The following is a 23,468-nucleotide window of genomic DNA, read 5'->3' on the forward strand; positions in this document are numbered from 1 at the left end:
GCCCTGCTGGAGGCCCACCAAACCGCGCGGCCCGTGCCGCCGCCACTGGTGGAGCCGGACCACGCCCGGCCAGCCGCGCTGCGACCCGACCGCCTGGTGGCTGCCGCCGCCGCCCTCGTCACGTTCGCGTTCGCGACGCTAAGTGCTGTCGCGCCCAAATCGGAACAGCCCCGCCTGCCCTACCGGGCGAACCCGGGCTCAGGCGGCATTGCCGCCCCCATCGACGCGGGAAACTCCATCCAGGCCATCGGCCCGAGCACCCCCGCCAAGCCGCCTGCATCGAACGGCAATACAGGCGGGTCCCTGACGGGTCCTGTGGCAACTGGGCCTCGGGCCGGGCCAGGAGGAGACAGACGGATCCACGGCACCGCGGGCAGGGGCACCGCCGCCCTTTCGGCGGTCAAGGCCACGGGTCCGGCTGCCCGCTCGGCCGCGACCGCCCGCCCTGGGCCATCCGCCGCTGCGACCCCGGACACGAGGCCGTCCCCGACCACCGGTCCGGCCCCAACCAGTGCGCCATCCTCGCCCGAGCCTTTCATGGTCCGCCTATGCACGGACGACCTACGGCTGCCACTGGTGGGGCCGCTGCTCTGCCCGTCAGCCGGTCACTGAAGCGCACTGGCTCTCTGCTCGCCAGCCGTCCAACGACGCGCTGCCGCTCGTGGCGGACGGTGATGCCCGGTCGGCGGGAGATGAGGGCACGCATCGCGTCGATGTCGGTGCACCGGGCTCGGTCAAGGAGTCCGAGTTGGCCAGGGCGGGTGGACGGCGTGGTTGTGCCGATCTCTATGCTCGCCGGATGTTCGGACTCTTCCGCAAGCCACCCAAACTGGATACTGACTACGGCCAGGCCGACCTGGAGTTGCGCACCGTGCGTGACCGGGCGCTCGCGGGTGACTGGGCAGCAGCCCAGGGTCTGATCGAGGCCACTGGCCGGGACTGGGAACTGCGCGGCCGCCGGCTCTCGGTGCTGGGTAGCGCTGCCGGGGAGTTCCCGCAGTGGCTGGATGCGTGGGAAGCCGCTGTGCCGGTCGATCCGACCGTCGCGATCCTGCGAGCTGACGCCCTGATGGACCAGGCTGGCGAGGCCCGGGGCTACGCGTCTGCGCGCAACACCAGCCAGGAGCAGTTCCAGGAGTTTCATCGGCTCTCCGCCCTCGCGGCCCAGGCCTGCCAGCGTGCGGTGGAGCTCAACCCCGACGACCCCTACCCGTGGACGACCCGCATGACCTCGATGCTCGCCGACGGCCACCGGCAGCGCGACGAGTTCCTCGCGGCGTTGGGCGAGTCGGTCAAGCGCGACCCGTACAACTTCGAGACCCACCTCATGGCAGTGACCTTCTTCTGCGAGAAGTGGTACGGCTCGCACGAGCAGATGTTCGCTGCGGCTCGCGGGCCCGCCGCCGCCGCGCCCGCCGGCTCACCGGTGGCGATGCTGCCGCTGCTCGCCCACTTCGAGTACGCACTGCGCGAATTCGGGTTTGACACGCGGGCGGAGTCGCTGACCGCGAAAGCGAACTACTTCCGCCGGCCCGAGGTGATCCGGGAGATCGACGCGTGCGCCGCCAAGTGGCGCGGGGCCGGCGAGCCTCGCCTGATCGGTCGGGGCATCACGCTCCGGCACTGGCTGGCGCTGGCCAACTACCTGGCCGAGCATGACCGGAAGGGCACCAAGGCCCTGCTCGCGCAGATCGGACCTTATCTCGGAAGCACCGCGGCGTACGGCTACTTCTGGTCACGGCAGACCGACGGCTTCCACACAGTCTGGAAGTGGGCAGCATGAACGAGAAGGCCAGGGCCCCGGCGGCGCTGACGAGGTCGCACCCGCGTCAGCGTCCAGGTTGGACGAGCCCGCACTCGTAGGCGAAGACGACGGCTTGGATTCGGTCCCGCAGGCCCAGTTTGGCGAGGACGCGGGTGACGTGGGTCTTGACCGTCGCCTCGCTCAGGTAGAGTTCCGCACCGATTTCGGCGTTGGAGCGACCGCGGGCGATGAGCCCCAGCACCTCGAGTTCGCGTGGGGTCAGCGCCTCGAGTCCAGCGGGGCGGCCGGGGCCCGGCCGGGGGCGCCGGACGTACTCCTCGATCATTCGTCGGGTGATCTCCGGTGCCAGCAGCGCCTCGCCTGCGGCGATCGTACGGACGGCCCCGGCCAGCTCGCGGGGCGGTGCACTCTTGAGCAGGAAACCGCTGGCCCCGGCACGCAGTGCCTGATGGATGTACTCATCCTCATCGAATGTGGTGAGAATGAGCACCCGCGCCGGGCAGCGGCCGCCGTCCAGCAGGCGACGCGTCGCCTCGATACCGTCCATACGCGGCATGCGGATGTCCATGAGGATGACGTCGGGCAGCAGCGTGAGCGCCCGGTCAATGGCCTCCACACCGTCGGCCGCCTCGCCGACCACCTCGATGTCGTCCTGACCGTCGAGGATGGAGCGGAAACCGCCGCGTACGAGGGCCTGGTCGTCGGCGAGCAGGACGCGGATCATTGCTGGGCCGCCTGCAGCGGCAGCAGCGCCGTGACGGCGAAGCCCGCCCCAGGCACGGTCGCCGTCTTGAGCGTGCCGCCGTAGAGCCCGACCCGTTCGCGCATCCCGATGAGGCCGTGCCCGACCCGGTTCGCGCCGGCGCCGCCCGCCCCGCCCGTCTGGCCGGTGTCCTGAACACTCACCCGAACGGACTGATCGTCGTAGTGCAACACGACATGCGCGGTGGTCGGCGCCGCGTGCTTGAGCGCGTTGGTGAGCGCCTCCTGCACGATCCGGTAGACGGTCAGATCCACGCCGGGTGGCAGCGGCCGGGCCGAACCCTCCACGGTGAGTTCGACCGGCAGACCGATCTCGGCCATGTGGTCGACCAGGTCGGCCAGGTCCGCCGTGCCCGGCTGCGGTTTGAGCGCGAGCCGGGCGTGGTCTCCGCGCAGCAGGCCGAGCATGCGCCGGAGCTCGCCGACCGCTTGCCGTCCGGTGTCCTGGACCGACTGCAGTGGCGCTCGGGCCTGCTGCGGGTCGCGGTCGAGCAGGTCCTCGGCGGCGCCTGCCTGGACCACCATGACACTGACGCAGTGGGCCACGATGTCGTGCAACTCGCGCGCGATGCGAGCGCGTTCCTCGGCCACCGCGGCACGGATCGCCTCCTCGCGCTCGGCTTCCAGTTGCTGTGCGCGGGCGCGGTCGTCGGACTGACTGCGGGCGCGGGCGCGCAGCACCCGGCCGGCGACAAGGCATGCCACCAACGGCACCGCTACGAACGGGAGGTTGCCGACGGTGCCGGACTCCGGGTTGCGTAGGAACACGACGACCAGGCCGGCCACGATCGCGGCCGCGCCGACAACGGCCCGTGCCCGTTCACTGTGCCGGGCCACCGAGTAGCTGGCGACCAGGATCGGCAGGAAGTCGCCCCACAGCGTGACCGTCAGCGGCGCGGCCAGCATCGGTACGGCGATCGCGACCGCGACGATCACGGCAGTGGCCAGTGGCGTCACCCGGCGCAGCGCCAGCACCGATGTCGCCACCAGAGTGGAGGCGACCACGGCCGGCATGGGGCCGTACGGTGTCGAGTTGTCGAGCTGGAACACGAGATTGACCTGGGCGAAGCCGGCGACCCCGATCGCGAACAGCGCGTCGGGCAGCACCCCCTCCGGCAGGCGCCGCAGCCACGCACGCGCCTTCGACTCCACCCGCGCCGCCAGCTCCGCCCACGCCTGGGAACGACCCCGCGCCTGGGCCTGAACCGGTGCCGTCACCCGCATCACATCGGCAAAGCTACCGACCGGCGGACCTGCGTCGCGTCATTCGCAGGTCTCATTTCCAGCAGCCCACATGACGACCGGGGGATGACGCGGTGCCGACCGCGGCACGACGACGCCACCGGTCGGCCGAACCGACGCTGAAGGCGCGCCGCCGACGGGCGGCATCACACACAGCGCAGGGCGCTGCAACTCGTGGAGGAGACCATGACCATGAACTTGAGGCGCCTTGGCGGATGGGCGCTCATCGTCGGCGCGATCGTCGCATCGGTGGGCTACTTCGCCGCCAATCTGCTCGCGCCCGGCAGCGGCGAGGACGTGTTCCGCTACCACCTCTGGCCGCTGTTCTACGAAATCGCGCTGGTCGGGGACGTCATCACCGCGCTGGGACTGCCGGCGATCCTGGCCTTCGCGGGACGTGCGCCGAAGCTGCACATCGTCGGCTACGCCGGCGTATTCGCCGCGCTGATCATGCTCAATGTCGGCGAAGGCACGACCGAGGCGTTCGTCAAGCCGTACCTGGTCACCCACGGCGGCCTCCCGGCGGAGGAGCCGATCGGCTTCGCCGTCTTCGAGGGCATCGCGCTGCTGGCCCTGGTCGTCGGTTCCATCTGTCTGGGCATCGCCATCCTCCGGGCCCGGGCGCTGCCCTGGTGGATCGGGGTCACGATGATCGTCTCATGTCTCGTCGGCGCCCTCGGGCTGCCCGGCGCCTGGTTCCTGCTGCCCGACAGCCTCTTCTTCGGAGCGCTGTTCGCAATCGGCATCTTCGCCGTGCAGGGACGTACGCAGCCCACTCCCGCGACCATCGAGCCGGCGGTGGCCAGCCCAGCGATCTGATCTCCGGGTGATCGCCGAAGGGGCAGCCATCGTGATCCACCTTCTCAGACGGCTGCCCCTCCACTCACTCCCCGCGGTCAGGGCAATCGGGCTTCCAGGACACCGTCGATGACCCGCACGGGCAGCACCTGCTGATCGGTGCTGGCTGGGCCATGCACAACCTCTCCGTCCTTCAACTGGAAGGTACTGCCGTGCCACGGGCAGACGACGCAGGTCTGCCCGTCGACCTGGATCACCTTGCCCTGCCCGAGCGGCCCGCTCTGGTGGGCGCAGCGGTCCAGCATCACGGTGATGTCGGTGCCGTCGCGGTAGACCACCACGGGCACGTTGTCGACCTGCCGGGCCACCAGCTGGGCCTCGGGCACCGAGTCGATCTCGGCCACCCGGCGCCACCCGTACTCGACCCGGTGCATGTCCGGGGCGCCCTGGTTGACCTGTGCCGTCTGCTTGTAGACGAGGTGACCGCCGATGTAGCCGCCCACGCTCACCGCCGCCAGGCCGAACAATCCGAGCGTACGGCCGAGCTGGTGTCGTCCTCGCAACCGGGCGGCTAGCGAGCCCGCGTACAGGGCGACCGCGAGGCTGTTCGTGGCGGCGTGCACCAGGCCGACCCGCCGTTCCTCCTGCCACAGCCAGGACCAGTCGTTGATGCCGGTCAGCGCGGCGGGCAGCGCGCTCGCCGTGCCGACCGCGACCAGGGCCGTGGCGGATTGCTGATGCCCGGGCATCCACCGCTTGGGCATGAAGTCGAAGACGGCACTGCTCATCCACGCCCCCATCGGGACCTGCACCAGCGCGGGGTGCAGCGGATGGCCCAGCCACACCCCGTGCAGCGCATCCTTGACCCGTTGTGGCCGCAGCAGCGACCACACCCTGGGCTGTATCCGGTCCCCGATTCGATCCAGGGCGGATGCCCGCTCCAGCTTGTTCAGAAGCGCAGTACGCATGGCGCCGCCCTTACCCCGCCATGTGCCCCACAAACCCCGCGGCCCGCCGCCGAGTATTCGTCGAGGCCTGTGGATGAAGCCGCACCCGTGACTGGAGCCAGCTGGGTGCGTAGCCGACAGCCCACGACTCGCGGGACAAGAAGGTGACTTCCGAACTGTCGTTGATCGGTCTTCGGGTGGTCGCTGGGTGCCGCACGCTAGCCCCATGAACCGCCCGGCTGCTTTCCTCGCTGACCCGCCGAAGAGCCCGGCGGTGGCTGCCGCCTACGAGGCCGATGTCACCTCCGACGGCTACGTCAACAACCTCACTCGCGTCTGGTGCTGGCGTCCTGACGTGCTGGAGTCCTTCCAGGCCGTGCGTGCTGATCTCCTGGCCGGGTCCGGCCTGTCGCCGAGGGAATTAGCCGTGATGGTCGCCGCCACCGCCGCTGCCCTCGGCGACGCTTACTGCGCGCTGGCATGGGGATCCAGGCTGGCCGAACTCAGCGACGAGGCGACCGCCGCAAGGGTGCTGCAAGGCGTTGACGGTGACCTGCCCGAGCGGGAGGCCGCACTGGCCGGTTGGTCCCGCCAGGTCGTCCAGGATCCGAATGCCACCACCGAGGCCCAGGTGGAGCGTTTACGCGACGCGGGCCTCAATGACCAGGAGATCTTCGAGGCGACGACTTGGATCGCGTTCCGGCTGGCGTTCTCGACCATCAACGATGCGCTGGGAGCACGGCCCGATCCCGAGCTTGCCGAGAAGGCGCCTCGGCTCGTCCGGGAAGCCGTCACCTACGGCCGCCAGTTCTAGGCGCACACCACAGCCGGACAGCGCGAGCGCGGCGACGAAGGCTCGGCAACTCACTGCGGCTTCGTGGCTCGCTCGCGCTGCGGCAGCACCGTGTACTTCGGATCTTCCGCCGAGGCGGTGCCGGCAGGGAAGTAGCCGAACTTGGTCAGCGCGGATGCGGCGGCCAGCGCCACTCCCCCGGCCAACCGGGCCGGCGCCGCCTCGCGCGCCGGCGAGGTCGCGGCCACCAGGCCTCCGGCGGCGGCGAGGGCGCTCGCCCCGAACAGGTACGGCAGTTCCCGGTGTGCCTCGTGCCAGACGGGCACGGCGGTGTTGGCGATCAGGGCACCGGTGTACGTGGTGATCGTGGGGGCGATGACCGTGGCGGCCAAGCCGGTCGGGCGGGCCAGGACCCCGACGAGGTCCGCCGCGCGGCGTGGCAGCACGGCCGACAGCTCGTCGAGCGCGGCGACCGCCACGAGCGGGCTGAACCCGCTGAGCAGCCACGTGCCGATGGACATCGGTGAGGTCGGCTTGACGACGCGCAGCATGTGCACGAAACGCCCGGGCCTGCCGAGGTCGCGGATCAGAACGGCGAGGGACAGGCCCGGTCGCGCCGGCCGAGATGAGCCGGGCGGCGCGGCGCATGCCAGGGCGGCCGGTGAGGTCGGCGCCGGCGGCCAGCAGGGCCGCGCCTCCGGCGACGCCGCCGAGGAAGAGGTAGCCGGCGATGTTGTGGGCCTTCCGGGTGTCGGCGGCGGCTCAGATCCGCGCAGGCATCAGGGGCGCAGCAGCACCGGGCCAGCGTCGATCCGCGTGCGGAACAGAACGTACGGCTTGCGCCGCAGGTCCTGTCCGCGCTGGTACCTGGCCTGCCGGTGCAGTTGGTTGGCGATGACGTAGAGGTGACCGTCGCTGGCGATCGACATGGTGTCCGGCCAGAGCAGCCGAGGGTCGTGCACCACCGTCTCGAACTCGCCGTCCGGATTGCGGCGCAGCACCGCGTTGTGCTCATAAGAGGTGAGATAGAGCCGGCCGGCGTCGTCGGTCTCCAACCCGTCGGAGCCGCCGCCCTTGTCCCCCTCGTCCACGACGGTTGCCGCCACCTCGTCATCGCTGACGGCGAGGTCGGCGAGGGCGTCGGTGGCGACGCTGTACCAGCGGTGGGAGGACAGGGCGCAGTAGTAGAGGCGGGTGCCTTCGGCGGCGAGTGCGATGCCGTCGCACCCCAGGGTCAGCGGTTTCGGGTCGCCGTCGGCGGGGCGTTCGAGGAAGGGCTGGCCCTCCACCACCGGCCGGAAGGTGCGCAGCGGCTCCGCCTTGGTGGAGGGGTGCTCGTGCAGCCGCCGCCAGGAGGCGCCGCTGGCCAGGTCGACCACGATCAGGCCGTTGGGGCCGGAGTCGGAGGAGTCGGTGAGGTAGGCGATCCCGGCCTCTCCCCGCCTGAGGTCGAACCGAGCGTCGTTGAGGTAGGTGCTGGGCAGCGCCACGTCGGCGGGGAAGGTGATGACCTGCGCCACGGAGTCGGTGTCCAGGTCGACCCGGACCAGTTTCGGCCCGCCGGGCCTGGTGGGTTGGAACATCGGGCTGCCGGTATCGAGGATCCAGAGCCGGTCGGCGGGGTCGACGACGATGCTCTGCACCGACACGAACCCCCCGGCGTCGTCATCTCCGGACGGGTGATTCCAGGCCTGGTCCGGGTAGGGCACCTCGGCGCCGTCGCACAACTCGACGACGGTGGCGGCCACCTCGTCGCCCCACTTCGGGAAGTTCACGAAGATCCGGCCGGTGTGCGAGACGCTCACCCCGGTCGGCATCGGCCCGGTGAAGCTGTGCACGAGGTCCAGGTCGCCGAGCGGCTCGTCGGTCACCGGCCCGGTTACGAGACCCCGCCCCGGTGCAGCACGATCTCGGTCCATCCCTGGTCACCTCCCCTTGCCCGGCCTCTGGGCTTGGCCCCGCTTGAGCTTCCGGTCGTCGCGCAACTCCACGAACGGTTCCTCGCCCGGCGGATGCCCGGCAGCGATCGCCCGCTGCCGTTCCAGCTCCGCGTCCAACTCCGCCCCGAACAGGATCGCGGTATTGGTGACCCACAGCCACACCAGGAACACGATGACCGCGGCCAGCGAACCATACGTCTTGTTGTAGGAACCGAAATTGCTCACGTACAGCGCGAACAGGGCCGACGCGATCAGCCACGCCACCACCGCCACGATCCCGCCGGGACTGACCCAACGAAACCCGCCGTGCCGGGCGTTGGGCGAGGCCCAGTACAGGATCGCGAAGATCAAGCTCACCAGCACGAGCAGGACCGGCCATTTCGCAATGTCCCATGCCGTCACCGCCGCCGAACCCAGGCCCAGCAGGTCGCCTGCCTGCCTGGCCAACCGGCCGGTGACGACCACGATCAGCAAACTCGCCACCAACATGACGCCCACGACAGCGGTGATCCCGAGGCGGATGGGCAGGGTCTTCCAGACCGGCCGTCCCTCAGGCACGTCATATATGGCGTTCGAGGCGCGCATGAAGGCCGCAACATAGCCCGAGGACGACCAGAATGCACCCACCAGACCGAGGATCGCAGCGATGCCGGCGGTCGACCCGCTGCTGTGCACCTGGTTGATCGCACCGTTGAGGATGTCGCGTACCTGGCTCGGTCCCACGGCGGTCAACGTGCCCTGCAACTGGGCCGTGGTCGACCTGCCCAACCGGCCGAGCACCGACACCAGCACGATCAGACCCGGGAAGAGGGACAGCACGGCGTAATAGGTCAGCGCCGCCGCGCGGTCGGTCAGGTTGTCATTCCGAAACTCGGTGAACGTGCGTCGCGCCACCTGCGACCACGACCGGGGCGCAACCTGCGTCGGTTTCTCCGGCACGGCGTGCGGGTCGGGCCGCCCCGGTCCTGAAGACATCGACCTTGAGGGCGCCGGGCCGCGGGCTTCATGGCCATCCGGCCGACCGGTGGAGGAGTCTTCGGATGGCATCGTCCCTCCTACCGCGGCGTTCCGATACGTGCCACGTGCCCAGAACCGGCCGGAGTATGCAGCCCCCGAGGGGCTTCTCTCAGCCGTTTGTGCCTGCGGCCCCAGGGAAGGCAGGGGCGTAGCGAAGGGAGATCCAGACATGCGTGACTTCATGGAAAAGGCCGAGGACGAGGCCAAGCAGCACCCGAAGCAGGCCGACGAGGGCGTGCAGAAGGCCGGGCAGGAAGTCGACCAGCGCACCGGCGACCGATACGACAAGCAGGTCCAGAAGGGCGAGCAGGAAGCGCAGCAGCAGATCGATCAGGGCGGCCGCAACCGCTGACCGCGTAGGGAGCGGTAACGCTTCGGCGGACGACGGGCGGCGAAACCGCGCAGTTTGGCAGGTCGTGGAAGCAGGCGATCTCTGCCGGTCGGTCAGTGACCGCTCGCGGGTCCGGGCGCCGTCCGGCGTTCGCGCGGCCAGTGCGGCCTCTGCGGAAGTCGGACGGTCCGCCAGGGCACCCGCAGGAGCAGCCGCACGATCAACATGCCGAGCAGATATCCGGCAACGCTGTCGGTCAGCCAGTGATAGCTGAGATAGGTCGCGCCAATGAATACCAGAACGCCGGGCAGCCACTGCAGCAGGCGGCGTGCCGCCACAGCGAGGTACGGCGACAGCAACATTGCCAGAACGCCGAAGTAGACAATTCCGTTGCTGACGTGCCCGGAGGGATAAAAGTCCTCCCCGCCGCTGCTGAACAGCCGAACCGAGCCCTCACGCGGCGCCCCGCGCGACGTCCATCGCTTCAGACCGACGATCAGCAGGGTGCTCACGATCGGCGCCAGCCCGGCAGGAATGATCGGCCGGACCGTACGATGCCGCCAGGCCAGCCAGAACGACACCAGCAGTGCCACTGCCATCCGCTGTCCGCCCTGGCCGAGGAAGTCGAAGACCCTCATCACCAGCCAGACCGCCTCCGGCCGATGCTGATCGCACCAGACGCGCACCACGACGTCGAGCCGCAGCAGCGGAGGCCACCACACCAGCGCAGCGGTGAGCGCCGCCAACCCGACGACCAACAGCCCGTCGAACCACCAGCCACACGGCCTGGGAACCAGCACGGGCACGCCGAGCGGCCGGAGCGGGCGACGCAACCGGGCCGACGACGGCACCAGCGGCATCAGCGCTTCCCCCGCCTTGTCTGTCACACGACGACCTCGCACCCAACGGGCACCCAATTCAGATTACGGGGCAAAAACGTTCGCTTTAGATCGCAAGCGGATTAATCATCCGCTCGCCTGGATCCGGCTCGCCCCTCTCGCCGTGAAATCAAGCGGCGGAGGCCCGGATTCCAACCGGGTGCAGCGCGATGCGGTTCGCCAGCGGTGATGCCTGCCCGCATGGTAGATCTGGTTATACGCAACCGGCGGCGGTCCCGTCATATTGATCAACCATCTTTCGGATGTGGCTCCAACCGGTGGGTTGGAGCCGATCGCCCATACCAGATGTCATGACGTCGGAGGCCGTTCAGGGACATGACGGCAGCCGGCGGGCAGGAGGTCGGCGCGATGGTTCCGCTGCGATGGGCCTCCGGACGCATCCTCGCGATCCTGCTCCTAACCGTGCTTCCACCGATACTCGAGGCGGTGCTGTCGACCCACAACGGGCTGGAATCGGCGGTGGGACTGGCTCCGCAAGCGAGCGCCCCACCTCCCTTCGCGTCCTTTCACGACCTCAGATGGGTCTTCGTCTACCACAACTCGTGGCCACAGTTCGCCGGAGAACTCGCCGTCGCGGTCGTGGTACGTGGTCTGTGGACAGCCGCTGTCGTGCTGGCCGCTTGGCCGTCACACCTGCGACCCCGACCACCGTGGGGCCGGATGCTCCTCACCGCGATCACGGGCACCGCCGCGCTGACGGTGTTCATGCTGCCCTGGGCGGCGCTCTCAGTGGCACTCAGCGCGACGTCCCTGTCGTGGTTCTTCGTCGGCGACGTGGGACCGGTGTTCGTGCTTGCCCTCGTCATGCAGCGGGCCGGCCTGGTGCCCACCTGGTGGCAGGGAATACCGCCACTGGCCGGCGCGCTCTGGGCGGCGCTGGCGTTCCTGGTCATGACCATTGCATCGGTGCTCGTGTCCACCGCGCCGGACCCGTTCTCGATTGTGCTGGCCGGCGTCGCCGGTGCGGTGAACGCCTGGCTCTGGCGCCGTCTGCTCGCCGCGGTACTCACGGCGCGCGTTCGGCCTGTCCGGGTTCCGGCCGCCGTGCTGGTAGCCGTCGCGCTCGTCATCGGCATCGCCCCGGCCGGGTTCCTGGGCCGAGCCGCGGTCCGGGATGCCCAGCAACCGCCATCCCCGTTGCCCTCCCGGCATGACGGAAACCCGCCCCAGGCACTCATCTTCGTCGGCGGCTTCGATTCCGTCGGCGATGGCGGGTCATCCGACAGCGGCCAGCAGGCTGCCGACCGCATTCCGTTCGAGCTGTTCTCCTATGCCGGTCTCGACGAACAAGGGCGACCCCTGCCGTATCGGGCCGAGCAGACTCAGCAGTCGCTGGAACGCAGCGCTGAACTGCTCGACGCCCAGGTCACCGCCGTGCACAGCCGCACCGGCAAACCGGTGGCGCTGCTCGGAGACAGCGAGGGCACCCTCGTCGTCCGGGCCTACCTGCAGACCCGCCCGCACCCGGCCGTGGTCGCCGCCATCCTGCTCAGCCCACTGCCCAACCCCGCCGTGGCAAGCTACCCGCCACCCGGTGCCCAACACGGCTGGGGACTGGCCGCCGGCGCCCAACTACGAGCAATAATGGCGGTCGTCCGGTGGTCCAGCGGCCTCCAGATCGACACTGACGCACCGTTCCTCCGTTCCGTCCTGAACAACCCCCAGCGCTACCGCGATCAGATGTTCTGTCCCGTGCCGGGCACCCGCCTCGTGGCGTTCGTACCCCTCGACGCTGCTCTCGCCGGCCGCCCCGGCAGCCCGATCGAGGTACCTTTCGTCCTGGTGGACAGCGCCCACGGAGGCGCGTACGACAGCAATGAGGTTCAGCGACAGATCGTCGCGTTTCTCCACGGTGAGGCGCTACCCACGGCCGGGGCAGCCGTGTATCGGATACTGCGGGCCGCAGCGGCCGCCTGGCAGGCACCGCCGCTACGACTTGCCCTCGTTGCCTCCGGTTCAGCCGAGGACGAGCCCCCTCGCTGCCACCCCGGAATCCCATGAGACCTCTCCATCGGCTGGTTCGTTTGCCGCTCCTCTCGGCGGGAAAGACCGAAGCACTGGGATGCTGGTCGGGCGGTGCAGGCAGCGGTGATCGTCCGGCGAGCCCTGGGAGGCCGGCGCGCTCGCTGGCCTTCCAGCCCCTATTCCCACCCCCACTCAGACCCGACTCGTACGCCCACACGACCCGTCACCAGAGGGCAGCGAGCAGTGAACGGGTCACGCGTTGTCGGCGCGGCCGAGTCGCCAGTAGCCCATGAACGCCACTGCCTGCCGGTCGAGGCCCCGCTCCCCGACCAGGTGTCGGCGCAGGGTACGGATGACGCCCGCCTCCCCCGCGAGCCACGCGTACAACGGGGTTGGCGCCGCCTCCTCGGGCACCTCCAGCAGCACCTGGCCGCACGCGTCGAGCGGAAGCCGCTCCAGGATCGCCGCGATCGCCGGTACCGCGGTCTCGTCCCCGGGCAGCAGCAGCAGCCCGGTCGGCGGCGGCCGGAATTCCACGCCGCCGTGGTCGCCGTGGTAGCCGGGGTCGACCTCGCCGACCCGTCCGCCGCGCTCCAGTTCGCCGGCACCTGGCCAACCCGCTCGCCCGATTCCGCGGTCTCCAGCTCCCGGCAGCGGCGAGCACGTCGCTTGATCAGCCGCGCTTCCGTGGGATTGTCGTCGGGCACACCGGGCGGTGCGTCTCCCGGCACTACGGGGTCACCAGCCCGGATCAGTACACGGTGACCACCTTGTGCCGCCCCTGGGCGGCCCGGATCTCACGGCCGTTGCAGCCGATCGGCTATACCTACCGCGTCCGGCGCGACCGCACGGCGATCGCCGCGCACACGAGGCCGATCACCAGCGAGGCCACGGACAGCCCGACCGCCCACCAGACCCCCGCATCCGACTGCGTCGTCGGCGCGCTGCCTGCGGCCAGGGCCGCCTCCTCGGCGCCCGCCGCCGGGGACGGTGCCGCGTTCGCCTCGGGCACGAGCCGGAGCACTGGTGCGGGCCGCTCCGGCTCGTCGGCACCAGGGGCTGGCTCCTGGATCCAGCGCACGACCTCGCCGTCGCTGTAGTGCTGGAGCGTCTTGAATGCCAACTGCTCGGTCGCGGGCAGCGGTCCGGCGCTCACGGAGAACTCGTCGTACTCACCCGGCTTGATCGCCGACTGCGGGTCCACCGCAGTCCAGGTGATACTGCCGATGACCTCGCTGATCTGCGCGCCGTGCACCTCGATCGGTGTGGCCAGCTTCTTCTTCGTGATCTCGTACGACCAGCCGGGGTGTGGCTTCACCGAGACCGAGGCCAGCGGGGAGTCGGTCGGGAACTGCACCTCGATCTTGGTGGTGCTCGCGTCGCCGCTCTCGGTGGGAACGCGGAACGTCAGGCCGGCATAGCCGCCCTGGGTGGCCGTGCCCGGGTTCACCGTCACGTGCGCGAACGCCGCCGTCGGTATGACGCCGACCAGGCAGGCCGCCACGCCCACGGTTACGAGGCCACGTACGGCTCGGCGAAGCATGTGCATTCTCCAGTTTTCCATTGATCGGCAATCATCATTTTGAACAAAGGAATACAGCCAAGTACGCGCTCCGCGCAGGTCTCGATCAGCCCAGCCGCCGCAGCACTTTCTCCATGGCCCCCTTGGCCTTGTCGGCCGAGTCGGCGCGGTCTCCGACGATCTTCTTCTGGGTGAGGTCGAGGTAGAGGATGAGGTTCGCCCGATGGAGCACCACGATGGCGATGTCCTCGAAATAGATGTCGTCCTGCCCTGGCGGGTATGTGTGGGCGAGCTGCTGCACGTGCCCCTTCCACCCGAACACCTCAAGCGGACGGCTGGTCACGCTGTAGGCGCCGAGGATGACCGGCGGTCCCCCTTCGACCTCATACGATCCGGGGCATTCGGCCAGCCCGGAACCGACCTCGCCCATCGCGTTGTCGGCGATGGCGGTCGAGGCGAAGACGAGGGCGTTCTGGGTCACGTACGGGATGCGGGAGTCGGTCGCCCGGGTGGGCTCCACGGCGAACTGCCCCACGGGCTGGCCACCGACGGGCTGAACCACGTTCGACGGCGCCTTGGGTGCGTTGGAGCGCTGGACCAACGGGCAGGTCTGGATGGAGCTCGGCGGCACGTAATTGTTGTGCGAGTGGAAGTCCCGGTCGTACCAGTAGTCGCGGGCGCCTTCGCCGGCGTCCTTGGCGTTGTAGTACGCGGCCTTGACGTCGTCGGCGGTGTAGGACGGCTTGCTCGCCGTGGCGTCCGCGGCGCTGGAGCAGCCGGTGACGCCGGCGCAGACGGCGGCCAGCGCGAGGGCCGCCGCGGCACGGGAGCTCGAGATCACGGATGGCTCACTTCGTCGGGGGCGGGACAGGATGCACTCGGCCACGGGCCGTCAGGAGCCGTCGTCCGAACGCAGGGTGTTGGCGACGGTGAAGGCACCGCCCTTGACGGTCAGCACGAGGTGGTTGTCGTACTTGACCGTGTGGTCGGGGGCGAACCGAAGCTCACCCATGAACGTGGTGAACCTGTCCTCGAGCTTGGTCAGCTGTTCGCTGTTCAGCGCGGAGTCCACCTTTCCCGTCTGCGTCACGGCCTGGCCGAGGGCGCGCAGCGCGTCGTAGGCCTGCAGCGCGTCCCGGCCCGGGGCGTGGCCGAAGGCCTTGGTGAACCGCGTGGTCCATGCCGCGGCGTCGGGGAGGTTCTGGGGGCTGGCCGTTGTGATCACGTACGCGCCCTCGGCGCCGCCTTTACCGGCGGCGGACAGGAAATCGGGGCTTTCCGACGCCGCGGAGGCGATGTATTTGCCCTTGAACCCGGCTTTGCGGAGCGCTGCGGCCAGCTGGCCGGACTCCTGGGCCGGGCCGGCCCAGTAGACGACGTCGGGGGCGGCGGCCAGCGCGGTGGCGGCGGCCGCAGCCATGTCCCGGTGCCCGGCGGGCAGGGTCTGCTTGCTGACCGCCTTGGGGACGGGCGAGGACACTGAGATCACCTGGTCGACCAGGTATGCGGACTGCGGACTGTCGTCAGCGATCACCGCGAGCCGCTGGGCCGAGTGGTAGGCCATCCAGTGCACCGCGGCGAGCGCTTCCTGGTAGGGCGTGCCGTTGGTGAGATAGGCCGTCGGGGTGTCCTGCGCGCTGACAATTGTGGGCGAGTTGGCGGAGGTGATGAGAAACGGCATCCCGTTACCGCCGAGGACCCGCGCGGCGGCCTCGGCGGCGCCGTCGCAGACGCCCCCGAGAACGCCCGCGACTTTCTCGGTGAGGTGGAGCCGCTTCGCCGCCTCCTTGCCGCTGTCGTCGAGGCACTCGTCGTCGACGGTGACGAGGGAGACGTGCAGTCCGATGATCCCGCCACGGACGTTGAGGTCGTCGACCGCCATCCGTGCCCCTTCGACCAGATCCTGCCCGCGTGCCTTGTCCGGCCCGGACAGCGGGGCGAGCACACCGAAGGCGATCTCCCCCCGGGGTGCGGGCGGCGCGTCGGCGGTCGAGGTGCACGCGGCAACGGCCGGGAGCGTGAGGACGGTGAGGGCTAACGGCGCGAGCCAGCGGGTGCGGCGGTTCCAGCCGCGGCCGTCGAGGGTCGTCGGGAGCTGCATGCGGTGCTTCTCTCTCGGCTCCGGTGGTGAATGGGGTGGTCGGGGCACGTGGCCTCGGGGGCAGGTGACGGGGAGGGACCCCGCGCCGCCGGTGGCGACGCGGGAATCCCTCCTCGGATGAAATGTCCGCTGGAGACTACTTTTCGCAGGAGTTCCAGCAGACCTTCTTCTCGTGCTTACCGGGGATGTTGCCGGTGAACTTCAGGATGTCAACGCCTCGACCATAGTCGGGGACGTAGACGTACCCGTTGTGCCAGTACGCCGAGGAGGCGTTGCTCCCGATGATCGCCGGGCCGTCCGGGCCGGCGGCGCGGTCGGGCACCCGGAACCAGCCGACCTGCTCCGGGTTGCTCGGGTCGGAGATGTCCAGGAATCGGACGCCCTGCTCGTAGAAGCCGGCGGCGACGATGTTGCCGTTCACCGTGAACCAGTGCGCGGAGCAGTCGCCGGCCTTACCCGTCGGGTCGACGTAGTGGCCGGGCTTGCCGCCAGGGCTGTAGGTGGCGAGCCGGTTCATCTTGACCGGGTTCTCCGGCGTGGAGGTGATCCCCTCGCCGTCCTGCGTCCCCTCGATCGAGGCCAGGATGAACACGCCGGCCTTCGCGCAGTTCTGGTTGTTGTTCTCGTTGGTGATGAGCATGACGTCGCCCTTGGGACGGTCTCCCAGGGCGTTCGGGAAGCGGTAGGCGTTGTGCAGGAAGGCACCCTCCGAGCCGCTGACGCTCCCACCCGCGTACGGGATCGGGTCGTAGGCCGTCGCGTAGCGCTTGGTCTGCGTGGCGGGGTCGAAGTGCTTGCCGTCGGTCCAGTAGCCGCGGACGCCGCCGCTGCCCGAGACCCAGACGACGCCGTCGAAGTCGACGTCGACGCTGTGCGTGGAGCCGCTCGTCGCGCCGGTGCGCCGGACGTCGGAGGCGACGGCCTGGGTGTAGGTGAACGGGTGGTTGACGTCACGCACGTCGGTCACGTGAACGGGGGAGCTCACCCCGCGCACACCCGAGCCCACCGACCAGATGTACCGGCAGTCGTTGATGCACGTCGCGGTGTGGCCGAGCGGCACCCGGTGGAAGCCCAGCAGCTTCGGGTGCCACGGGTCGTTGATGTCGATGATGAACAGGCCCTTGGTGCCCGAGTCACGGGTCAGGAAGACCAGCTTGCGCCGGCTGTCGACCGTGAGGTTCTCGCCCTCCCAGAACCGGGTCATCGTCTCGCCCGGCTGCTTGAGCTGGTCGACGGTGACGGCGGCGATGTACTCCGGGTGCTCGGGGTCCTTCAGCGACCAGACGGCCAGGCCGCCGGTGCCGTTGGCGACCATGACGTCGTAGCCGAGCTTCTCGTAGTGCACGAAGTTCAGCGACGAGAACGCCGGGCACTTGGTCGCCTTGAAGGCGGGGCAGCTCCCGTCGCTGGACAGCACACCGCGGACGTGGCCGACGACCTCGACGTTGTCGCTGTGCGTCGCGTTGTCCGGGAACACCCCGGCGTCCGGGAGGGTCTGCGTCCCCTCGGTGGCGGTGCCGTCCGTGATGCCGGCGAGCGACGCGGCCTCACGCTCGGCGTTGGTCGCCGCCTCCGCTGCGGCCGCAGCCGCCTGCGCCGCCGCGGCGGCCTTGTCGTTGTACTCCAACTGTGCCTGCGCCGCCTGCGCGGATGCCTGCGCGGCCTTGGCGGCGGCAGCATCCGCCTGGTTCTTGTCGGAGATCTTGCCCGACTCCTCGGCCCTGGCGGCGGCGTCGGCGGCCTTCTGGGCCGCCTCCTCCGCCTTTGCCTTGGCCTCGTCCAGGCGGGCGGCTGCCCTGGCGGCGTCCTTCGCGGCCGCGTCCGCCTGGTTCTGCAGGCTGGTCGCCTCGGCCTGGGCCGACCCGACCGTGCCGGGGCGGACCGGGCCGGACGGGTCCGCGTGGGCCGCGCCGAGGCTCGACATCTGCAGCGCGGCCGCCATCGCAAGCACGGTCGCGCCTCTCAGGAGGGCTCTGCCTCTCCTGGCTCTTCCAACGGGTATGACTCTCACCCTTCCTCCACTTCAATAGGTGATATTCGCGCTAGCCGAGGCGGGCCAGCGTGGTCTTCATCAACGCCTTGACCTTCTCGTCGGAGTCGGCGCGCTTGCCCACGGCCTTGATCTGGGCGTAGCCGACGTAGAGGATGGCGTTCTCCTTGTGCACCACGACGGTGACCAGGTCGTCGTAGGTGTCCGGGTTCACCTCAGGGGGCGAGGTGTGCACGAGATGCTGGGCGAACCCTGTCCATCCGTTTATCTCGATCGATCGGCTGCCGACCTTGTAGTCCCCCACCACGGACGGCGGTCCGCCGAGCACGCTGAACGTCGCCGGGCACTTGTTGGCCTCGGCCACGACCGTGTTCATCGTGTTGTCGACGAGCGAGGAGTTCTGGAAGACCACCGCGCCCTGTGTGACGACCGGCAGTGACGACGCGCCCACGAGCTCTGGCGCGACGATGGACCGTCCGGTCGGATTCCCACCCACCGGCTCGACCGCTGGCTCCACCTCCACCTCGACGTCCTCGGACCGTTGGACGTACGGGCAGGTCGGAATGCTGTTCGGGGGCGTGTAGACCACGTGCGAGGAGTGGCCGTTGTCCTTGATCTCGGTCGCGCCTTCGCCCAGGTCACCGGGGCCGACAAGGCCCAACCGGATGGAGTCCACGGTGTAGGGCGGCTTGGTCAGGGGCGCCGGACCTTCGCTGGAGCAGGCCGCCAGGACGCCGAGGGCGAGCAAGCCCGCGGCGACGACGGTCGATCGGCTCCGGGACGCCTTCCGGTCAGCATCTCGCATGTGTCACCAACCTTTCAGCGTGCCGTGAACTGGACACGCACGGGTATCTCGTCGAAGTCGGAGACTCGGATGTCCAGCCGCAGCACCCACGCCCCCGGGAAGGGGATGGACATCGAGTTCGCCACGTAGTGGCCGGGTTCGGCCGCGAAGACGTTGACGGGCAGCGCCGGGACCCGGCGATCCGGTGATTCGAGCTGACCGGATATCTCGGGCACTGAGACCAGCGAGCCGTCCCGTCCGGTGATGTAGATGTCGGCCACGTTGCTTCCCGACCGCGCCGGCTCGATCTTCACCTCGACCGAGGCGTCTCGCAGCCCGGCGGCCGGGCCGGCCCTGTCTGCGGCGACGGCGGGAATGGGGACGGTGGTGTGTACCGGCGGCGCGTAGCTGGTGCGGGCCGGGGCGGTGTTGACGAGGACGGCCGTGATCGACACGACTGCGACCCCGAGCAGGATCTCGCCCACGACCGAGTAGCGCAGCCGGCGCACCGCGGCGGAGGGGGCGGCGTCGAGGCCGAGGGGTTCGCGGCTGCGCCGCCGCACGAACCGCCGCGCTCCGGCGGCGAGACCCAGCACGGCGAGGACGGCGGCGAGCTTGCCGAGAAGCAGCCGCCCGAAGTCGGTCGCGCCGAGCGCGGCCCATGTCCCCACCTGCCGCCAGGACAGGTAGACGCCGGTTGCCGCGATCACCGCGAAGCAGATCTGCGCGAGCCGGGAGAACCTCGGCAGCGCGGGCTCCAGGGTGATGACGGGGCTGGTCTTCCGCCTCCCTGCCGGGATGAGCACGCAGGCCGCGAGCGTGATCAGGCCGCCCAGCCACAGGGCCATGGCGAGTAGGTGCAGGCTGGTCGCCGGCACGGCCAGCCAGGTCTGCACGCCGGTCTGCGCGTGATCCGTCAGCGTCCAGGTCAGCGTCAGGGCGACGGCGCCGACCGTGGCGACCGCGGGCAGGAGGATCCGGCGGGTGGCGCCGCCGGCCGCTGCGGCGCCAGCCGTCCCGGCACCGGCCGTCCCGGTGGGGGCAGCGGGAGAGCTGGTGCGTACGGCGATCCCGAAGGCCACGCCGAGGGCGAGCACGATCACCAGCCGCGCCAGCAGCGCGTAGCCCAACCGCGAGGACAGCGCCGCGCCGAGCAGGTCGGGGTCGAACACTCCGGCCAGCGACGTGCCTGCGGCGTACGGCCCCTGTACGAGCAGGACCACCACGGTGCCGGCGGCCAGCCCAGCGAATCCTGACCACACGATGCGCCGGCCGCGGCGGTCGGTGCGGCCGCTGGGCCAGAGCACGGCTACGAACAGTGCGCCACCGACGGCGAGGGCCATACCGAGAAAGGCCAGGGCGCGACCGACCGCGTCGACGACGACGACGGCACGGTGGGCGTCCTGCTCCACCGGGGCGGCCGTTGCGCTCGGGTGGCCGATGCTGAAACTGAACGCGCCCGACACCACGTGCGAATCCGCGGATGTGACCCGCCAGGCCAGGACGTATGTTCCCTCGGTCAGATCCGTGGGCAGGCTGACCCGCGCCGTGTTGGCCTTCCCGTCCACGTGGCCAGGGGTGCCGAGCGCCAGCTTCTTCGCTGTCGTGTCGAGCAACTGGATCGACCGCTCGTTGAAGCTGACCGCGTCGTCGAAGCGGAGCTGGACCTCCGCCGGGGGCGAGGCCAGCACCTCGCCGTCGACCGGCGAGGTCTCCAGCAGGTAGGCGTGGGCGTACGCCGGATGTGTGGTCGCGGTGGACGCGAGGTCCGTGACCAGGCCGCCGGTCGCGAGGAGGACGACCACCGCCAGCCTTGTGAACAGCCGGGCCCAGCGATGGCCTGCGAGGTGAATGCTGCGCGTCATCCGACCTAGTCCGTACGCAGCTTGCTGGCCAGGATGAACTTGCCGCCCCGGACCTGGGCGATGATGTAGTTGTCGTAGGTCAGCGAGTGATCGGCGGCGAAGCGGAGCGCCCCGGTGAAGGTGGTGAAGTTTTCGAGCCGCGGGATGTTGTCGACGACCTTCGAGGGTGCCGTGTCCCCCGCCTGGCGCACTGCCTGCGCCAGCGCGCGGAGCGCGTCGTAGGCCTGCATCGCGTCACGCCCCGGGTCCCGTCCGTAACGGTCCTTGAAGCGCGCAGCCCAGTCCGCCGCTGCCGGGAGAAGTCGTGGGCCCGCGGCCGTGGTGAGGAATGCGTCCTCGGCCGCCCCGCCGGCCGCCTGCAGAAACTCGGGGCTGTCCGACTCGGCGGAGGCCATGAAATAGCCGGTGTAGCCGGCCTGGCGTAGTGCGCTCACCAGTCGTCCACCTGATTCCGCTGCCCCCGTCCAGTAGACGAAGTCCGCCTTGGAAGCGGTGACGGTGCTGGCGAGCTTCGCGAGATCAGGACCGGTGCTGTGCCTGCTCACCGTCAGGCCGTCGGCCTTGACCCGGTCGGTCACCAGGCCGGACAGCCGCTGCGAGGCCGGCGAGCCGTCATCGAGCACCGCCACCCGCTGCGGGCTCCGGTAGCCCATCCAGTGCACCGCGGCCAGCGCCTCCTGATAGACCGTCGCCTCCATCGGGAACACCGACGGCACCCCGGCCTCGATCAGCCGGTCGGCGCGGGCGGAGGAGACCAGGAATGGCGTGCCAGCCGCGGCCACGGCCTTCGCCGCCGCCACCGCCGCGTCCTCACACAGCCCGCCGACCACCCCCACGACCTTCTTGGCGGCCAGCCCCGTCGCCCCCTGCTCGCCGGTCGCCGGCGTGCAGCCGCCGTCCTCGACGGCCACCTTCACCTGCCGCCCCAGAACCCCGCCCTCATCGTTGAGCTCAGCGGCAGCCAGCTGCGCCCCGTCGACGAGGTCCTGCCCACGCTCAGCCAGGTCGCCTGACAGCGGGGCCAGCACCCCGAACGTGATCTCGCCCCGCGGCCTCGGGGCACCCCCGCCCTCGCCAGGGCCAGAGCACGCGCCGAGCAGGCCGCTCACCACCAGCGCGGCCGCGCCCAGCGCGAGCACGCGCACGGCACCTCTGCGTCGCACCGTTCTACCTCCAGGTCCGTCACCACCGAAAGCCGGCCCGGGCGCAGCGGTCGCCACGCTCGGGCCGGTGCCTTCGCTCAGACGGTTACTTGTCGCACGAGTTCCAGCAGATCTTGTCGTCCGGCGCGCCGGCCAGCTCGCCGTCGAACCGCAGGACGTCGACGCCGCGGTTGTAGTCCGCAACGTAGACCAGCCCGTTGTGCCAGTAAACAGCGGACGCCGAACCGCCGGTCACGCCCTGGCCCGCCGGCACGCGGAAGTAGCCGACCTGGGTCGGGTTCCTCGGATCCGACACGTCGAGGAAGCGAGTGCCCTGCCCGTACCACCCCTGCGCCACGATGTTGCCGTTCACCGTGAACCAGTGCGCGGAGCAGCTACCCGTGGTGGACGACCCTTCCTTGCCCCACGGCGACCAGTGGCTGATCAGTTCCAGCCGGAACGGGTTCTCCTTCGTGGAGCGCCAGCCCTCGCCGTCGTAGCTGCCCTTCAACGAGGCGATCTTGAACTCGCCCGCCTGCGAGCAGGTCGTGACGTTCTCGTTGGTGATGTAGAGCAGCTCGCCCTTGTCGAAGTCGCCGACCTTCTCAGTGGGGTGGTAGGCGTTGTGGTCGAAGAAGTCGTAGAAGGCGGTGCCTGCCGGGTTGATGGGAACGACGGTCCCGCCCGCGTACGGCACCGGGTCGTACGCGGTCGCGACGCGGTTGCGCTTCTGCACCGGGTCGTAGTGGTTGCCCTCGGTCCAGTAGCCGCGTACGCCACCCTCACCGGAGACCCAGGCGACGCCGTCCTTGTCGACGTCGACGCTGTGCACGTAGTCGGTGACACCGTCGAGCCGCTCGAGATCGACCGCCCGGTCGAAGGTGTACGGGTGCTTGATGTCGTGGATGTCGGTCACCCGCACCGGCACGCCGTTCCAGGAGGGGTCGTGGCCTGGCGTGCCCGTGTTGGCCGGACCGACCGACCACAGGTACTTACAGTCGTTGATGCAGGTGGACGTGTGCCCGGCCGGAATCGGGTGGAAGGTGACGACCTCCGGCTTCCACGGATTCTTGACGTCGACGATGTAGACGCCGGACTGGCCGGTCTTGACGGTGCCACCGAAGCCGCGCGGGTCCCGGATGAGGAAGACCAGCTTGCGCTTCGGGTCGACGGTCATGTTCTCGCCTTCCCAGAACCTGTCCTGGGTGTCCCCCGGCAGGCGCAGCTCGGCCGCCGTGATCTTCGAGACCAGGGCCGGGTGCTGGGGGTCCTTCAGCGACCAGACGGCGAGGCCGCCGGTGCCGTTGGCGAACATGAAGTCGTGGCCGTACTTGTCGTACTTGATGAAGTTCAGCGCAGAATAGCCGCTGACTCCCTTGACGTTGTCGATGAACGTGACGTTCTTTGCGACGGCGGTCGTCGGCGTGTTGTGAACGTCGTCGAGCACCGCCCCGCCATGGGCGGAGTTGTCCGACGGGCTCGATCCCGGCGGCTCCGCGGCGGATGCCGCGCCAGCTCCACCCAGCTGCACTGCCACTGCCGTCGCCAGAGCGACCGCACCCGCCACGAAGGGCTTCGTTTTCACCACATTTCTCCCTTTGGCAA

Annotated in this window: 20 protein-coding genes and 1 pseudogene; 5 read left to right on the plus strand and 16 right to left on the minus strand. The window is 69.9% G+C overall.

Features of this window, described 5'->3' with window-relative positions; genetic code table 11:
* Positions 1 to 799: 799 nt before the first annotated feature.
* The gene (locus tag ACNAVT_RS30090) at positions 800 to 1,783 is read left to right on the plus strand and encodes a hypothetical protein (RefSeq protein ID WP_416301181.1); all 984 of its coding nucleotides are present in this window, start codon (positions 800 to 802) and stop codon (positions 1,781 to 1,783) included.
* A 46-nt stretch (positions 1,784 to 1,829) separates the two neighbouring features.
* On the opposite strand, the gene ACNAVT_RS30095 is transcribed toward ACNAVT_RS30090, so the two are convergent.
* Together ACNAVT_RS30095 and ACNAVT_RS30100 are read right to left on the minus strand one after the other, a co-directional pair.
* Positions 1,830 to 2,489: a response regulator transcription factor gene (locus ACNAVT_RS30095; RefSeq protein ID WP_416301182.1), complete on the minus strand. Its 660-nt coding sequence runs from the start codon at positions 2,487 to 2,489 to the stop codon at positions 1,830 to 1,832.
* A complete protein-coding gene (locus ACNAVT_RS30100; RefSeq protein ID WP_416301183.1) occupies positions 2,486 to 3,745 on the minus strand; it encodes a sensor histidine kinase in 1,260 nt (419 codons plus the stop codon). Before ACNAVT_RS30100 ends, ACNAVT_RS30095 begins: the two co-directional genes overlap by 4 nt.
* A 216-nt stretch (positions 3,746 to 3,961) precedes the next feature.
* On the opposite strand from ACNAVT_RS30100, the gene ACNAVT_RS30105 reads away from it, so the two are divergent.
* On the plus strand, positions 3,962 to 4,588 hold the full coding sequence (locus ACNAVT_RS30105) for a hypothetical protein (RefSeq protein ID WP_416301184.1): 627 nt from the start codon (positions 3,962 to 3,964) through the stop codon (positions 4,586 to 4,588).
* 77 nt (positions 4,589 to 4,665) lie between these two features.
* Here the strand turns inward: ACNAVT_RS30105 and ACNAVT_RS30110 are convergent, their stop codons facing one another.
* Positions 4,666 to 5,535: a Rieske 2Fe-2S domain-containing protein gene (locus ACNAVT_RS30110; protein WP_416301186.1), complete on the minus strand. Its 870-nt coding sequence runs from the start codon at positions 5,533 to 5,535 to the stop codon at positions 4,666 to 4,668.
* A 205-nt stretch (positions 5,536 to 5,740) separates the two neighbouring features.
* Here ACNAVT_RS30110 and ACNAVT_RS30115 point away from each other — a divergent pair, with 205 nt between their 5' ends.
* Positions 5,741 to 6,328 carry a carboxymuconolactone decarboxylase family protein gene (locus tag ACNAVT_RS30115; RefSeq protein WP_416301188.1) on the plus strand — a complete coding sequence of 196 codons (588 nt, stop codon included), beginning with the start codon at positions 5,741 to 5,743 and terminating at the stop codon, positions 6,326 to 6,328.
* A gap of 50 nt (positions 6,329 to 6,378) precedes the next feature.
* On the opposite strand, the gene nrfD is transcribed toward ACNAVT_RS30115, so the two are convergent.
* Genes nrfD through ACNAVT_RS30130 form a run of 3 tightly spaced genes read right to left on the minus strand, consistent with a single transcriptional unit; the run spans position 6,379 to position 9,294 of the window.
* The gene (nrfD, locus tag ACNAVT_RS30120; protein WP_416301224.1) at positions 6,379 to 7,083 is read right to left on the minus strand and encodes an NrfD/PsrC family molybdoenzyme membrane anchor subunit; all 705 of its coding nucleotides are present in this window, start codon (positions 7,081 to 7,083) and stop codon (positions 6,379 to 6,381) included.
* Positions 7,084 to 7,086: 3 nt separating this feature from the next.
* Positions 7,087 to 8,178 carry an L-dopachrome tautomerase-related protein gene (locus ACNAVT_RS30125; RefSeq protein ID WP_416301190.1) on the minus strand — a complete coding sequence of 364 codons (1,092 nt, stop codon included), beginning with the start codon at positions 8,176 to 8,178 and terminating at the stop codon, positions 7,087 to 7,089.
* Between the two features lie 54 nt (positions 8,179 to 8,232).
* On the minus strand, positions 8,233 to 9,294 hold the full coding sequence (locus ACNAVT_RS30130) for a YihY/virulence factor BrkB family protein (protein WP_416301192.1): 1,062 nt from the start codon (positions 9,292 to 9,294) through the stop codon (positions 8,233 to 8,235).
* A 139-nt stretch (positions 9,295 to 9,433) separates the two neighbouring features.
* Between ACNAVT_RS30130 and ACNAVT_RS30135 the strand changes: the two genes are divergently transcribed.
* Positions 9,434 to 9,616: an antitoxin gene (locus tag ACNAVT_RS30135; RefSeq protein ID WP_416301194.1), complete on the plus strand. Its 183-nt coding sequence runs from the start codon at positions 9,434 to 9,436 to the stop codon at positions 9,614 to 9,616.
* A gap of 92 nt (positions 9,617 to 9,708) precedes the next feature.
* On the opposite strand, the gene ACNAVT_RS30140 is transcribed toward ACNAVT_RS30135, so the two are convergent.
* A complete protein-coding gene (locus ACNAVT_RS30140; protein WP_416301195.1) occupies positions 9,709 to 10,482 on the minus strand; it encodes a phosphatase PAP2 family protein in 774 nt (257 codons plus the stop codon).
* A gap of 672 nt (positions 10,483 to 11,154) precedes the next feature.
* On the opposite strand from ACNAVT_RS30140, the gene ACNAVT_RS30145 reads away from it, so the two are divergent.
* Positions 11,155 to 12,495 (plus strand): esterase/lipase family protein, encoded by a 1,341-nt coding sequence (locus ACNAVT_RS30145; protein WP_416301197.1) that lies wholly within the window; start codon positions 11,155 to 11,157, stop codon positions 12,493 to 12,495.
* Positions 12,496 to 12,711: 216 nt separating this feature from the next.
* Here the strand turns inward: ACNAVT_RS30145 and ACNAVT_RS30150 are convergent.
* The 9 genes and pseudogenes from ACNAVT_RS30150 to ACNAVT_RS30190 form a co-directional block, all read right to left on the minus strand.
* A pseudogene (locus ACNAVT_RS30150) lies at positions 12,712 to 13,026 on the minus strand (siderophore-interacting protein); the annotation flags it as partial.
* 259 nt (positions 13,027 to 13,285) lie between these two features.
* Positions 13,286 to 14,002, minus strand: a complete 717-nt coding sequence (locus tag ACNAVT_RS30155) for a YcnI family protein (RefSeq protein WP_416301199.1) — start codon at positions 14,000 to 14,002, stop codon at positions 13,286 to 13,288.
* Between the two features lie 85 nt (positions 14,003 to 14,087).
* Entirely contained in the window at positions 14,088 to 14,822 is a 735-nt protein-coding gene (locus tag ACNAVT_RS30160) for a hypothetical protein (protein ID WP_416301201.1), read from the minus strand.
* Positions 14,823 to 14,873: 51 nt separating this feature from the next.
* Positions 14,874 to 16,082 (minus strand): branched-chain amino acid ABC transporter substrate-binding protein, encoded by a 1,209-nt coding sequence (locus tag ACNAVT_RS30165; RefSeq protein WP_416301203.1) that lies wholly within the window; start codon positions 16,080 to 16,082, stop codon positions 14,874 to 14,876.
* Between the two features lie 136 nt (positions 16,083 to 16,218).
* Positions 16,219 to 18,024, minus strand: a complete 1,806-nt coding sequence (locus tag ACNAVT_RS30170; RefSeq protein WP_416301206.1) for an LVIVD repeat-containing protein — start codon at positions 18,022 to 18,024, stop codon at positions 16,219 to 16,221.
* A gap of 100 nt (positions 18,025 to 18,124) precedes the next feature.
* Entirely contained in the window at positions 18,125 to 18,877 is a 753-nt protein-coding gene (locus tag ACNAVT_RS30175; protein WP_416301208.1) for a hypothetical protein, read from the minus strand.
* A gap of 14 nt (positions 18,878 to 18,891) precedes the next feature.
* Positions 18,892 to 20,721: a copper resistance protein CopC gene (locus tag ACNAVT_RS30180; protein WP_416301210.1), complete on the minus strand. Its 1,830-nt coding sequence runs from the start codon at positions 20,719 to 20,721 to the stop codon at positions 18,892 to 18,894.
* 5 nt (positions 20,722 to 20,726) lie between these two features.
* On the minus strand, positions 20,727 to 21,884 hold the full coding sequence (locus tag ACNAVT_RS30185; protein ID WP_416301212.1) for a branched-chain amino acid ABC transporter substrate-binding protein: 1,158 nt from the start codon (positions 21,882 to 21,884) through the stop codon (positions 20,727 to 20,729).
* Positions 21,885 to 21,969: 85 nt separating this feature from the next.
* Positions 21,970 to 23,448, minus strand: coding sequence for an LVIVD repeat-containing protein (locus ACNAVT_RS30190; RefSeq protein ID WP_416301213.1), 1,479 nt, complete (start codon positions 23,446 to 23,448; stop codon positions 21,970 to 21,972).
* Positions 23,449 to 23,468: the final 20 nt, after the last annotated feature.

The sequence above is a fragment of the Micromonospora sp. SL4-19 genome, from assembly GCF_047921475.1.
GTDB lineage: Bacteria > Actinomycetota > Actinomycetes > Mycobacteriales > Micromonosporaceae > Micromonospora.

What these genes read in the sequence shown, in the direction of transcription:
- ACNAVT_RS30105 (WP_416301184.1), top strand. Translation starts at nt 3,962, where the DNA reads ATGAACTTGAGGCGCCTTGGCGGATGGGCGCTCATCGTCGGCGCGATC.
- ACNAVT_RS30155 (WP_416301199.1), bottom strand. Translation starts at nt 14,002, where the DNA reads ATGCTTCGCCGAGCCGTACGTGGCCTCGTAACCGTGGGCGTGGCGGCC.
- ACNAVT_RS30095 (WP_416301182.1), bottom strand. Translation starts at nt 2,489, where the DNA reads ATGATCCGCGTCCTGCTCGCCGACGACCAGGCCCTCGTACGCGGCGGT.
- ACNAVT_RS30180 (WP_416301210.1), bottom strand. Translation starts at nt 20,721, where the DNA reads ATGACGCGCAGCATTCACCTCGCAGGCCATCGCTGGGCCCGGCTGTTC.
- ACNAVT_RS30145 (WP_416301197.1), top strand. Translation starts at nt 11,155, where the DNA reads ATGCTCCTCACCGCGATCACGGGCACCGCCGCGCTGACGGTGTTCATG.
- ACNAVT_RS30165 (WP_416301203.1), bottom strand. Translation starts at nt 16,082, where the DNA reads ATGCAGCTCCCGACGACCCTCGACGGCCGCGGCTGGAACCGCCGCACC.
- ACNAVT_RS30115 (WP_416301188.1), top strand. Translation starts at nt 5,741, where the DNA reads ATGAACCGCCCGGCTGCTTTCCTCGCTGACCCGCCGAAGAGCCCGGCG.
- ACNAVT_RS30130 (WP_416301192.1), bottom strand. Translation starts at nt 9,294, where the DNA reads ATGCCATCCGAAGACTCCTCCACCGGTCGGCCGGATGGCCATGAAGCC.
- ACNAVT_RS30090 (WP_416301181.1), top strand. Translation starts at nt 800, where the DNA reads ATGTTCGGACTCTTCCGCAAGCCACCCAAACTGGATACTGACTACGGC.
- ACNAVT_RS30170 (WP_416301206.1), bottom strand. Translation starts at nt 18,024, where the DNA reads ATGGCGGCCGCGCTGCAGATGTCGAGCCTCGGCGCGGCCCACGCGGAC.
- ACNAVT_RS30110 (WP_416301186.1), bottom strand. Translation starts at nt 5,535, where the DNA reads ATGCGTACTGCGCTTCTGAACAAGCTGGAGCGGGCATCCGCCCTGGAT.
- ACNAVT_RS30175 (WP_416301208.1), bottom strand. Translation starts at nt 18,877, where the DNA reads ATGCGAGATGCTGACCGGAAGGCGTCCCGGAGCCGATCGACCGTCGTC.
- ACNAVT_RS30135 (WP_416301194.1), top strand. Translation starts at nt 9,434, where the DNA reads ATGCGTGACTTCATGGAAAAGGCCGAGGACGAGGCCAAGCAGCACCCG.